Source organism: Acidovorax sp. GW835-FHT14B10 (assembly GCF_058793725.1).
In genome coordinates this window covers 20,390-32,532 of the sequence record NZ_JBXAGC010000039.1, presented here as the reverse complement: position 1 = coordinate 32,532, position 12,143 = coordinate 20,390, and the positions used below count along the sequence as shown (strand labels likewise).

The 12,143-nt window shown below is 58.2% G+C and carries 12 protein-coding genes; all 12 read right to left on the bottom strand.

The annotated features are described in order from the left end of the window. Positions 1 to 186 precede the first annotated feature (186 nt). The 12 genes from AC1Q5S_RS20485 to hisS all read right to left on the bottom strand — a co-directional run bounded on the left by AC1Q5S_RS20485 (position 187) and on the right by hisS (position 12,040). A complete protein-coding gene (locus AC1Q5S_RS20485) occupies positions 187 to 711 on the bottom strand; it encodes a phosphoribosyltransferase (RefSeq protein WP_287877661.1) in 525 nt (174 codons plus the stop codon). 52 nt (positions 712 to 763) lie between these two features. Next, positions 764 to 2,137 (bottom strand): adenylosuccinate synthase, encoded by a 1,374-nt coding sequence (locus AC1Q5S_RS20480; protein ID WP_492239333.1) that lies wholly within the window; start codon positions 2,135 to 2,137, stop codon positions 764 to 766. Between the two features lie 12 nt (positions 2,138 to 2,149). Then, on the bottom strand, positions 2,150 to 3,313 hold the full coding sequence (locus tag AC1Q5S_RS20475) for an ATP phosphoribosyltransferase regulatory subunit (RefSeq protein WP_492239332.1): 1,164 nt from the start codon (positions 3,311 to 3,313) through the stop codon (positions 2,150 to 2,152). Positions 3,314 to 3,404: 91 nt separating this feature from the next. Further along, positions 3,405 to 3,590, bottom strand: a complete 186-nt coding sequence (locus AC1Q5S_RS20470; protein ID WP_026436286.1) for a DUF2065 domain-containing protein — start codon at positions 3,588 to 3,590, stop codon at positions 3,405 to 3,407. A gap of 18 nt (positions 3,591 to 3,608) precedes the next feature. Further along, positions 3,609 to 4,517 (bottom strand): protease modulator HflC, encoded by a 909-nt coding sequence (gene hflC / locus AC1Q5S_RS20465; RefSeq protein ID WP_422202744.1) that lies wholly within the window; start codon positions 4,515 to 4,517, stop codon positions 3,609 to 3,611. A 9-nt stretch (positions 4,518 to 4,526) separates the two neighbouring features. After that, positions 4,527 to 5,888 carry an FtsH protease activity modulator HflK gene (gene hflK, locus AC1Q5S_RS20460; protein ID WP_492239331.1) on the bottom strand — a complete coding sequence of 454 codons (1,362 nt, stop codon included), beginning with the start codon at positions 5,886 to 5,888 and terminating at the stop codon, positions 4,527 to 4,529. Between the two features lie 53 nt (positions 5,889 to 5,941). Next, positions 5,942 to 7,078, bottom strand: coding sequence for a GTPase HflX (gene hflX, locus AC1Q5S_RS20455; RefSeq protein ID WP_492239335.1), 1,137 nt, complete (start codon positions 7,076 to 7,078; stop codon positions 5,942 to 5,944). 99 nt (positions 7,079 to 7,177) lie between these two features. Beyond that, complete coding sequence (hfq, locus tag AC1Q5S_RS20450; RefSeq protein WP_005795570.1) at positions 7,178 to 7,432, bottom strand: RNA chaperone Hfq; 255 nt, start codon at positions 7,430 to 7,432, stop codon at positions 7,178 to 7,180. A gap of 105 nt (positions 7,433 to 7,537) precedes the next feature. Then, on the bottom strand, positions 7,538 to 8,881 hold the full coding sequence (der, locus tag AC1Q5S_RS20445) for a ribosome biogenesis GTPase Der (protein WP_422202749.1): 1,344 nt from the start codon (positions 8,879 to 8,881) through the stop codon (positions 7,538 to 7,540). Between the two features lie 13 nt (positions 8,882 to 8,894). Beyond that, the gene (gene bamB, locus AC1Q5S_RS20440) at positions 8,895 to 10,073 is read right to left on the bottom strand and encodes an outer membrane protein assembly factor BamB (protein WP_422202741.1); all 1,179 of its coding nucleotides are present in this window, start codon (positions 10,071 to 10,073) and stop codon (positions 8,895 to 8,897) included. Continuing rightward, positions 10,070 to 10,756: a YfgM family protein gene (locus AC1Q5S_RS20435; RefSeq protein WP_422202740.1), complete on the bottom strand. Its 687-nt coding sequence runs from the start codon at positions 10,754 to 10,756 to the stop codon at positions 10,070 to 10,072. Before AC1Q5S_RS20435 ends, bamB begins: the two co-directional genes overlap by 4 nt. A gap of 18 nt (positions 10,757 to 10,774) precedes the next feature. Further along, on the bottom strand, positions 10,775 to 12,040 hold the full coding sequence (gene hisS, locus AC1Q5S_RS20430) for a histidine--tRNA ligase (RefSeq protein ID WP_422202748.1): 1,266 nt from the start codon (positions 12,038 to 12,040) through the stop codon (positions 10,775 to 10,777). Positions 12,041 to 12,143: the final 103 nt, after the last annotated feature.

The window sequence follows — 12,143 nt, the reverse complement described above, 5'->3', positions numbered from 1 at the left end:
GATCCACCGAGCGAAGCCTTGAATTATATACCGGGTTTTTACCCAGCAAAACCCAAAACCATCTTCTTTTTTCCTCCGCCTCCAGAACCCTCACAAAGAAGGCCAACGGCAGCGAAGCCATCGACTATAGCACGGGAAACGCTACGTCTGAGGCAAGACTCCAGCGCACCCAGCGATATCAATCCCTCACACCTTCCACTTCTCCAGCAGTTTGTCCGGCCCCAAGGCGTCGTAGCCTTCAAAGGGCTGATGGATCCATGGATTGGTGGGCAGGAACTCCACCGAATAGTCTGGCGTGAATGTTGACATGCCCTTGGTCCAGATGACCGCACTGCGCAATTCCGAGATGGGAGCATAGTTCGTCTTCAACATGTCCATCACCGCGTGCAACGTGTGGCCAGAATCCGCCAGATCGTCCACCAACAACACACGTCCGGCAATTTCACCTTTGGGCGTAGTGATGAAACGTGCGATATCCAGATGCCCTTGAACCGTGCCCGCTTCAGCCCGGTAAGAACTCGTAGACATGATTGCCAAAGGCTTGTCAAAGATGCGACTCAGGATGTCTCCTGGACGCAAACCACCACGGGCCAGACAGAGGATGGTCTCGAACTCCCATCCCGATTGATGCACTTTGAGCGCCAGCTTCTCGATGAGATTGTGGTACTCGTCATAGCTTACGTAAAGGTGTTTGCCGTCTTCTGTCAACATACTTGCTCCTGAATCAATAGCTGGCAACGCTTTAAATTTAACTATCCAGGGGCTATGCCACGTAGGGATGGCGCATCAGGATGGTGTGGTCACGATCCGGACTGGTAGAGACCATGGCAATTGGCACGCCGGTGACTTCAGCGATACGCTCCAGGTATTGCCGCGCACTCAATGGCAGCTTGGCATAGTCCGTCACGCCAACCGTGGACTCACTCCAACCTGGCAACGTCTCATAAACGGGCTGGCAACGCGAAATGTCATCCGCGCCCATCGGCAGCAGGTCGATCAGCTCGCCGTCAAGTTCATAACCGGTGCACAGCTTCAACTCCGACAGACCATCCAGTACGTCCAGCTTCGTGATGCAGAGGCCTGACAAGCCATTGACCTGTGCGCTGCGCTTGAGCAACGCAGCGTCAAACCATCCGCAACGACGACTGCGTCCAGTCGTTACACCCTTCTCCGCCCCCACCGTGCTCATGTGGTAACCCGGCGTACCGGGCTTCTCCCAATCCAGTTCGGTAGGGAAGGGACCGCCTCCCACGCGGGTGCAGTAAGCCTTGGTAATGCCGAGGATGTAATGAAGCATGCCGGGCCCGACACCAGAGCCCGCCGCAGCGTTGCCTGCAACGCAGTTGCTGGAGGTCACATAGGGATAGGTACCATGATCCACGTCGAGCAAGGTGCCCTGCGCGCCTTCAAACAGCAGATTCTCGCCCGCCTCGTGCGCATCGTTGAGCTCCCGTGAAACATCCGCCATCATGGGTTTGAGCAACTCAGCATGGCGCATGGCTTCGGCGTAGACCGCATCGAATTGCACTTCACCGTTGCGGATATAGGGCTTGAGAGCGTCACCAAAAACGAATTTGCCGGATCCCAGGAAAGTCGCCAGCACATGGTTATGCAAACAGAGCAGTTCGCGCAATTTCGCAGCAAACCGCTCCGGGTACTTGAGATCCTGGACCCGCAAGGCACGGCGGGCAATCTTGTCCTCATAAGCGGGACCAATTCCCCGGCCCGTAGTGCCAATTTTCTCCGTACCGCCTTGCTCACGGGCAGCCTCTCGGGCAACATCCAGCGCCGCATGAAATGGCAAGATCAGCGGACAGGCCTCACTGATGCGCAAGCGTGAGCGGACCTCGACACCGGCTTTCTCAAGTCCCTCGATTTCCTCGAAAAGCTTGGCAGCAGACAGCACCACCCCGTTGCCGATGTAGCACTTGACTCCCGGTCGCATGATGCCACTGGGGATCAGATGCAGCGCGGTCTTCACGCCGTTGATCACCAGCGTGTGCCCTGCGTTGTGCCCTCCCTGAAAACGAACAACGCCCTGTGCGCTTTCCGTCAACCAGTCCACCAGCTTTCCTTTGCCCTCGTCACCCCACTGGGTACCGACCACGACCACATTGCGACCTTTGGTTGCTTTCATCTCAAACCCAATTCAATTGTCAATTGCTTCAATAGCTTGCACGACCCATTGACCCGAGGCCAAAACCAGCTCTCGATCGCAATGGAACTCATCAACTTCGCTTTCGTGCCCCGGCAGCACGCAAACCACGGTTTCGCCACGATTGCGCAGCGTCGAAATGGCTGCATGAACATCGCCCGAATCATCCCAGGGTGCACGAATGGCAGCCTTCAGTGGACGCGGGGATACCACGCCGACCACCTGTTTTATGTCAAGACTGAACCCAGCGGCAGGCCGGTTGCGCCCAAATACGGCACCCACTTCGTCATAACGACCACCGCGCACCAGGGCATCGCTGGCTCCGGGCGCATAGATGGCAAAGCGCGCCCCACTGTAATAGGCATAGCCCCGCAAATCGGCCAGATCAAAAGTGACACGCACACCCTCCAGACGGGATGCCAGCCACTTCAAGTTGGATAGCAGTTCACGCACACCAGGCGTGCGCTTGAGGGCCTGCTCTGCCTCAATCAAAATACTTTCATCACCATAGAGCTGCAACAACGCCAGCAACCCCTCGCGCGATGCCACGGGAAAATCGCGGGCCAGAAAAGCCAGCTCGCCGGCATCCTTGGTGGCCAAGGCTGCGTGAATGGCCTGAAGCAGGTTGCCATCCACCGTCACGCCTGCAAGCAAGCTACGAACGATCCGAACATCGGCAAGATCCACGGTGGTGTCTCGCACATTGGCGACCCGCAAGCAATGCAGCGCCAGCAACAGCGCCTCAAGATCTGCCTCCAGCCCGGCATGGCCATAGATTTCTGCACCGAACTGCAGCGGCTCGCGCGTCGCATGGGGACGGTCAGGGCGCGTGTGCACCACCGGGCCGCAGTAGCAGAGTCGGGTGACCCCCTTCCGGTTGAGCAGATGCGCATCGATGCGGGCAACCTGGGGTGTGGTGTCGGCACGCAACCCCAAGGAGCGGCCAGAGAGCTGATCCACCAACTTGAAAGTCTGCAGACCGAGCGCCTCACCGGTTCCCGTCAGCAGAGACTCCAGGTGCTCCAGCAACGGCGGCATGACAAGCTCATAGCCATAGCAGCGGGCCGTATCAAGCAGCCCGCGACGCAATTCTTCGATGTGCCGCGCTTCGGACGGCAAGACATCGGCAATATGATCCGGCAGGACCCAAGCAGACATGGAAATGGGAAGGCTGTTAAAAACGTGATTCTACCGGCAGCGGTGAAACACACCGAACGCTGCCATGGTGGCGGGATTGAGGTCCGCAGAATCAGACCAGCAGCATGGCAATGCCAGAAACGATGCACAGCAGTGCGAAAAACCGAATCTGGCCGTCGCGCAGCTGCACCATCTGCGTAAAGACACGGCGCCAGCCGGCAGGTGACACGAACGGCAAAAGCCCCTCGATCACCAACACCAACGCCAGCGCGGTCCAGAGACTATCGTTCAATTCCACGGGGCTTGGCCGGTGGTGTTACTTGCGAGCCGACGGAACTGCAGGGGAAGCAGATCCTCCCCGAAAAGCCTTGAAAAAATCTGATGAGGACGGGTCCAGCACCATGACGTCGCTCTTCTTGCTGAAGCTGGCCTTGTAGGCTTCCAGGCTGCGATAAAACTGGGCAAACTGGGGATCACGGCCAAACGATTCGGCATAGATGCGCGCCGCCTCGGCATCCCCTTCACCCTTGACCTTTTGTGCATCGCGATAAGCATTTGCAATGGTGATCTCGCGCTGACGATCGGCATCGGCACGAATCTTCTCCCCCTCCGCCGCTCCCGTCGAACGCAGTTCATTGGCCACGCGCTTACGCTCTGCCTCCATCCGGCGATAAACGGATTCGGTGATCGCCTCGACGTAGTCCACCCGGGTGATGCGAACATCCACCACATCCACCCCCCACGGTTTGGCGCCGCGGACGGTTTCCAGGACTTCGCGCTTCACATCGGCCATCAGGTCTTCGCGCTTGAGCGACAACAACTCCTTGACCGTCCGCTTGTTGATTTCCTCCTGAAACGCATTGCGCACCACCCGATTGAGCTGCATGGCACCAGCCGTCTCATCCAGACCAACATTGCGGATGTATTCGGTGGGTTCAGAAATTCTCCAGCGCACATACCAGTCAATGACCACACGCTGCTTCTCCGCCGTCAGCATGGGCTCGGTGTCAGTGCTGTCGAGGGTCAACAACCGCTTGTCAATATAGGACACGTTCTGAAAAGGTGGCGGCAACTTGAAGTTCAACCCCGGTTCCGTGATGACCTCCTTGATCTGCCCCAAGGCATACAAGACGCCAAACTGGCGCTGATCCACGACGAAGAGCATCGAGCTCATCAATGCGAGCACTACCAAGACGGTAGAAGCAATAAATCCAACTCTGTTCACAAGATGCTCCTAGCGGGTTTCGCGGTCACGCGTACGACTGCTGTCACGCGCACGGGAATCGTTCGACAAACTGCCAGCCGGTGCCGACGGAGGCACCGCCAAGGCCCCGCCAGCGACGGGAGCTTCGACCGAACCGGATGATTGCGAGACACCCTGCATGATCTTGTCCAACGGCAGATAGAGCAGGTTGGACCCCTGCCGCGACTCCACCAGCACCTTGGTGACGTTGCCATAAATCTGCTGCATGGACTCCAGATACATGCGGTCGCGCGTAACCTGCGGGGCTTTCTGATATTCCGCCAGAACGGAAGAAAACCGTTGCGCATCGCCCTGTGCCTGGGCCACGATGCGGGCCTTGTATGCAGCCGCCTCTTCCTTCAACCGGGAAGCGGAGCCGACTGCACGAGGAACCACATCGTTGGCATAGGCCTCGGCTTCATTTTTCGCCCGCTCCCTTTCCTGTCCGGCCTTCAACACATCATCAAACGAGGCCTGCACCTGCTCTGGCGGACGCACGCCCCCCTGCTGCAGATTGATGCCGACCACCTCCACACCCACCTTGTAACGGTCGAGTATGGTCTGCATCAGCGCGCGCACCCGCGGCGCAATCTGATCGCGCTCTTCGGCCAGGGCGGTATCCATGCGCATCTTGCCCACCACTTCACGCACGGCCGTCTCCGCCGCCTGCACCACTGCATCTGCCGGATTCTTGCTCTCGAAAAGCCAAGCCCTGGCATCGCTCAGGCGGTACTGAACGGCGAACTTGATTTCGACAATGTTTTCATCTTCAGTCAACATGGCCGACTCACGCAGGCCCGTGCTCTTGATCACATTGTCCCGCCCCACATCGGCAGAGCGAATCTGGGTCACAAAAACCAGTTCGTGGCGTTCAATCGGGTAGGGAAGGCGCCAGTTAAAACCCGCACCCTTGGTGCTTTGGTACTTGCCAAAGCGCGTGATGACTGCCTGCTGGCCTTCCTGGACAATGAAGATACCGGTTCCCATCCAGATCACCAACACAATACCGGCGATAAGCCCAATGCCCATGCCCGCATTCTTCATATCCGGCTGAAAACCACCGCCATTGCCACCACCAGGACCCCGCGATCCGCCATTCCTGTTACCGAACAGCCCACCCAGCTTGCGGTTGAGGTCACGCCACAATTCGTCCAGATCAGGTGGCTGCCCCTTGGATCCAGAGTCACGCCCACGGTCTCCCGAAGGCTGCGCAGGTGGACGCTCGGACTCAGGACGGTTGCCGTCCTCGGCCTTGTCCTCGCCGCGCCCCCATCGGGGGTCGTTCAAATTGAACATCCCACGGATGCGGTCTGGCAGCATTGCCCAGCGTGGGTTACGGTCTTGAAAATTCATGCGCAAAGTCTCTGGTTCTCTGGTGATATCGATGCAACCGGCATTGTGCCCAATCAGGGCGCCTGGGTCGGCAATTCAGCGAGATCGACTGGGGTCATGTCGGCTTGGACTGCAAGCACGGTCTGGGCCAATTTTTGCCGAAGTACATCAAGACCTTGTCCGCTGCGCGCACTGACAAACAGGCGGTCCACAGGTTGGCCCTCCAGTTCGTACATATCCTGCAACAAGGCGGGACGCTGCTCCGGCGCAATGGCATCGAGCTTGTTGAATACCAGCAGCTGAGCAATGTCGGCAGCGCCAATTTCGTGCAGTACCCGCTGCACTTGATCGATCTGCTCGGGGAAGTTGGGATTGGACGCATCCACGACATGCAACAGCAAGTCCGCATCCACCGCCTCTTGCAGCGTGGCCTGGAAGGCATCCACCAGTCCGTGTGGCAAGTCGCGAATAAAGCCGACGGTATCTGACAGCGACACGGACCTACCAGCCTCCCCCAGATACAACTGCCGTGTCGTGGTATCCAACGTGGCGAACAGCTGATCGGCGGCATACGCCCTCGCCTTCACCAAGGCATTGAACAAGGTGGATTTTCCGGCGTTGGTGTAACCCACCAAGGAAATATTGAAAGTATCACGCCGCTCTCGCTGGCGTCGCTGCGTCGAGCGCTGGCGTTTCACCTTGATCAGGCGTTCCTTGGTCCGCTTGACCGCGTCGCTGATCATGCGACGATCCAGCTCAATCTGGGTTTCGCCCGGCCCCCCGCGCGCACCAATCCCACCGCGCTGGCGCTCCAGGTGCGACCAGCGCCGAACCAGTCGAGTGCTCAGGTATTGCAGACGCGCCAATTCCACCTGCAGCTTGCCCTCGTGGCTTCGGGCCCGCTGGGCAAAAATTTCAAGGATCAGCAGCGTCCGGTCGTTGACAGGCAACTCAAGGTGGCGCTCCAGATTGCGCTGCTGTGCAGGACTCAATGCCTGATCAAAGAGCACCTCCACCGCACCATGCATCTGTGCGAGCATGCGGATCTCATCCGCCTTGCCCGAACCGACAAACAGTGCAGCATCGGGTGCCTTGCGCTTGCAGGTCAGCCGTGCAACAGGCTCCAGCCCGGCAGTCTGCGCCAGCAACCCCAATTCCTCAAGGCTGGCATCAAAATGAGGAAGACCAAAATCGACCCCCACCAGAAGCACTGGAGTACGCGGAGCATTGATCGAATCAGAGGAACTCAAATGAACCGGCCCATCTTCGTGGCGGGTCTTTGTTGACCCTCCGTACAGCACCGCGCCCAATCAGGCGCCGCTGTTTTCAGCATCCGGGGTGTCTGCTGTGGAAAAATTGACCGCACGTCCCGGCACAATCGTGGAAATGGCGTGCTTGTAGACCATCTGGGTCACCGTGTTGCGCAGCAACACCACGTACTGATCAAACGATTCAATTTGCCCCTGCAGCTTGATGCCATTCACCAGATAAATGGAGACTGGCACGTGCTCCTTGCGCAGAGCGTTCAGGAAAGGATCTTGCAGAAGTTGGCCTTTATTGCTCACGATATTCTCCGTGTTCAAGTGTTGTTGTAAACCAGCACCTTACCACAGCACACACTGCGGCAAAGTAGACTCCACAAAATCCCTCTGGCGCCCACGCTTTTTGACTTAACTTTCGTCTTTGTCAGCAAAAGGGTTGTGAGATGTCTTCATTTCGATGCGCAGCGGTGTTCCCACCAAATCGAATTCCTTGCGGAAACGCCCTTCCAGGAAACGCTTGAAAGCATCCGTCACATGTTCCAGGGAATTACCGTGGATCACAATCACCGGCGGATTCATGCCCCCCTGGTGGGCGTATCGCATCTTGGGGCGGAACATGCCCGCGCGCTTCGGTGCTTGAAACTGCACCGCCTCCAGCAGCACACGCGTCAGTACCGGCGTGGACATCTTGCAGGTCGCCGCTTTGTGCGCCTGGGCGATGGAAGTCCACAAGGGGCCCAAGCCTTGTCTCTTCTTTGCAGAAATGAAATGTATGGCTGCAAACTTCAAGAACGTCAGCCGGGTTTCAATGGACCGCTCAAGCAATTGGCGCTGGTAGTCATCGACGGCATCCCACTTGTTGATGGCCAGCACCACCGCCCGCCCACTCTCAAGGATGTATCCTGCAATATGCGCGTCCTGGTCTGTGACTCCCTGGGTGGCATCCAGCAACAGCAGCACCACATTTGCCGATTCGATCGCCTGCAGGGTCTTGACCACCGAGAACTTCTCGATAGCCTCAAACACCTTCCCCTTGCGACGCAACCCGGCAGTATCGACCAATTCGAACCGCTGCCCGTTTCGCTCAAAAGGCACCGTAATGGCATCGCGCGTGGTGCCTGGCATGTCAAAGGCAACCAGACGCTCTTCACCCAGCCACGTATTGATCAGGGTTGACTTGCCCACGTTGGGGCGGCCGGCCACAGCCAGCTTTATCACACCTTTATCTATGCCCTGCTCGGAATCGTCAGGCTCCGGCAGATGGAGCGGCTCCAGGGCCAGATCCACCAGCCCACGAATCCCCTGACCATGGGCTGCGGACACCGGGTAGACGTCACCCAGGCCCAATTCGTAGAACTCTGCCAGCTGAACGCCCTGCACCATACCCTCGGCCTTGTTCGCCACCAAAATACACGGTTTGCCAAGCCTGCGAAGATAATTTGCGATGTCGTGGTCCTGCGCTGAAACACCCGCACGGGCGTCCACCACAAAGATCACCACATCGGCTTCCGCCACAGCCTGCTGCGTTTGCTTGGCCATCTCGCGATAGATGCCAGTGGATGCATCCGGCTCGAACCCCCCGGTGTCGATAACGATGTATTCGTGCTTGCCTTGCTTGCCGTTGCCGTAGTGCCTGTCGCGCGTCAACCCGGCAAAGTCGGCCACGATGGCATCTCTCGACTTTGTGAGGCGATTGAACAACGTGGATTTCCCAACGTTCGGACGCCCCACGAGGGCGATAACTGGCTTCATTGAAAATAACCCATCAATCAGGACGGAAGCCATAGATCCCGCCATTGCGGGTGACAGCCACCAAGGTATCCGCAGCAACAACCGGAGCGGCGGCGATGCCGGAGGCATCTGTGGTCAATCGATTCAACGGGCCGCCATCATCGCGAGACAGCAGATGCAGGAGTCCGGCATCATCCCCCACAACAACCGATCGCCCCAAAAGCAGCGGCGCCGTCAGCTTTCGAAACTTGAGCCGGTCCGATGCCCAGGCACGCGTGCCATCGGCTCGGCGCCAGGCAAGCACCGCACCATTGCTCTCAGTTCCAAAAATGAGTTCACCGTTGCCATGAATACCCTCTGTTCCCGCCGCAAGCTGCGTCCAAGCCACAGTGCCACGCGCCGTATTCACGCATCCCACGGATGCTTGAAATGAGCGCGCGCAGACACTATCGCCGACACGCGAAACACGACCGACCAAGTCCACGAGACGCTCCACATCGTTCGTACCACGGGCACTGGCCAGAGGGGCTTCCCATCGCACACTGCCATTGTCCGGATTGAGGCCCACCAAGCGGCCCGACAATCCGACCACCAGCGTGTCACCGACCGCCAGGAGCACCCCGGATTGACGCAATACCAAGGGCTCTCCGGGACGGGACTGGGTCCATAAACGCCGCCCCGTCGCAGCATCATAGGCAGCAACTGACCGGTCGGCAGACAACACAAAAATGCGGTTTCCTGCCACCAGCGGAGCGGTAAAGGTTTGTGCCTGCAAAGGCTTGCGCCACAGCTCGCGCCCTGCCTCCATTGCTACCAGCATATTGCTGCGAGAAACAACGGCAGTCCATTTGCCGTCGCTGCCCACCCCCGCGGACAAGGGTTCACCCAGCGAGGTACGCCAGAGATCAGCCCCCGATCGGGCATCCAGAGCAACCACCACGCCGTCCGCCGATGCGACGGTCACCACATGGCCAGCAGCGTGAATATCCAGGGGCAACCCTGCAACGCTACCGATGCGCGCCGTCCATACCTGGCGAACGCCCAGAACGGGAACATTGGGGCCAAGATCCGCAGGCACGGGCTTGGAACTACCACCCCAGAGCGAGCAACCGCTCAGCACTGCCCCAGCTAAAAGCACGGATGCCACACGCTTGACACGCAAGATCGACAACGGCGAAAGCGGAGCCAAGGGCGAGGTTAGAACAAATCTCATTTTTTGACCTTGTCGGATGTAACGGCCACTGCGACAGCGTCTTGAGGATGAACGCCCAATGCGTTGAGCTTGACTTCCACCAGGCGGCGGTATTCCACACGATCATCAAAAGCCTTGAATGCGCGGCTGTACTCGGCTATGGCTTGCTCCTGCTTTCCCTGCAGCAGCAAGATATCGCCCTTGCGATCAGCAACCACGGCCTCGAACTCGGCCGGAAACGATCCCGAAACTTGCTGGAGTGCGCCATCCAGATCCTTCTGATCCATGAGCACGCTGGACAGGCGCAACCTGGCAAGCGCCTTGTAGCCATCATCACCGGCATTTTCAACGATCCAGGTTAAAGCGTCCTTCGCCCCCGTCGCGTTGCTGGCATCGAGCATGAATTTGGCAAGCACCAGCCCTGCCTGCGCAGTCTGCGCCGTTCCTGCATATTTGGAGCGTAGATCACCAAACGCCTGCTCCATGCGAGCCTGGTCACCGGCGCGGGAAGCCACATCCACGGCATCAAAAAGTGCCGCGGCCTGCGTTGACTGGCGATTCTGCCAATACTGGTAACCATTCCAGGCGGCGAGAGAGCCAAATACCAGCAACACCAGGGAACTGATCAATGTTCCCCAGGTATTCCAGAAATGCTTGAGTTGATCAAGTTGTTCTTGTTCTTCGAGATCGAGATGATTGGCCATGAATATGCTTGCTTGAAATTAACTGGGAAATTGCAGGGTGCTGGCCCATTCGGACACGTTATCCAGGCAGTGCTCTGTCTGCGAACCACTGCGATCTCGTAATGACTTGCACAAAACCATGCCACGCGCCAACTCATCCGATCCAAACACAAGCGCATGCCGGGCGCCACTGGCATCTGCCTTCTTGAACTGGGATTTCATGCTTCCCATGCCTTCACCCGACGCAGGGGCACCATGCATCTGTACGCTGACACCATGCACCCGCAAGCGCTCCAGCGTCGCAATGGCCACCGGCAAAGCGGTCACATCCGGAATGACCGCGTAAACATCCGGGGCCACCGGTGGAATGGCGCTGCCCTGCTCTTTCAGAAGTTCCAGCACACGCTCGACCCCAAGGGCCCAGCCAACGGCAGGCGCGGCCTTGCCTCCTATCTGCTCGATAAGATAGTCGTATCGCCCGCCACCGCAAATGGTGCCCTGGGAACCCAGCTGGTCCGTGACAAACTCAAACACCGTCAGATTGTAGTAATCCATGCCACGCACCAAGCGTGGATTGACCCGCCAGGAAACGCCATTCGCATCCAAAATGGCCTTGACCACGTTGAAATGCTGCAAAGACGCTTCGCCGAGAAAATCAATCAGCCGCGGCGCCGCCTCCACGATCTGCTGCATCGCTGGATTCTTGGTGTCCAGAATCCGCAACGGGTTGCTATGCAGGCGCCGTCGTGCCTCTTCATCCAGAGCATCGACATGGCGTTCCAGATAGGCAATCAAAGCGGCCCGGTGGGCCTTGCGTTCGTCCGGTTGACCCAGACTGTTGATCTCCAGGCGCACATTGTGAAGACCCAGCTCTTTCCATAATGCATTGGCCAACAGAATCAATTCCGCATCCAGTTCCCCACCAGGAAATCCGAGCGCTTCCGCTCCGATCTGATGAAACTGGCGATACCGCCCCCGCTGGGGACGCTCGTGGCGGAACATGGGACCCATGTAGTACAGACGCTTGCCGCCGTCGTACAGCATGGAATGTTCAGCAACAGCACGAACGACTCCAGCCGTCGCCTCCGGCCGCAAGGTCAGTTGCTCGCCATTCAGACGGTCCTCAAAGGAATACATCTCCTTTTCGACGATGTCGGTGACTTCCCCCAGCCCACGAACGAACAGCGACGTCGGCTCGACAATCGGCGTGCGAATATTGCGATAGGCATACCGCTCCATGAGCGAGCGCACCTTGCTCTCCAGCCATTCCCACCGCGCGGAGTCGGGCGGCAAGATGTCGTTCATGCCTTTGACAGCGGTTAGCTTTTCAAGCTTCGACACAGGGGTTCCTTTTTCAGTACGCACTGCGGTATTTTCTTTATGGAGATGAAAGGATAAGAAACAGGGC

Coding starts and splice junctions, on each gene's coding strand:
- bamB (WP_422202741.1), bottom strand. CDS start 10,073: ATGAGATTTGTTCTAACCTCGCCCTTGGCTCCGCTTTCGCCGTTGTCG.
- hisS (WP_422202748.1), bottom strand. CDS start 12,040: ATGAACGACATCTTGCCGCCCGACTCCGCGCGGTGGGAATGGCTGGAG.
- der (WP_422202749.1), bottom strand. CDS start 8,881: ATGAAGCCAGTTATCGCCCTCGTGGGGCGTCCGAACGTTGGGAAATCC.
- AC1Q5S_RS20435 (WP_422202740.1), bottom strand. CDS start 10,756: ATGGCCAATCATCTCGATCTCGAAGAACAAGAACAACTTGATCAACTC.
- hflK (WP_492239331.1), bottom strand. CDS start 5,888: ATGAATTTTCAAGACCGTAACCCACGCTGGGCAATGCTGCCAGACCGC.
- AC1Q5S_RS20480 (WP_492239333.1), bottom strand. CDS start 2,137: ATGAAAGCAACCAAAGGTCGCAATGTGGTCGTGGTCGGTACCCAGTGG.
- AC1Q5S_RS20485 (WP_287877661.1), bottom strand. CDS start 711: ATGTTGACAGAAGACGGCAAACACCTTTACGTAAGCTATGACGAGTAC.
- AC1Q5S_RS20475 (WP_492239332.1), bottom strand. CDS start 3,313: ATGTCTGCTTGGGTCCTGCCGGATCATATTGCCGATGTCTTGCCGTCC.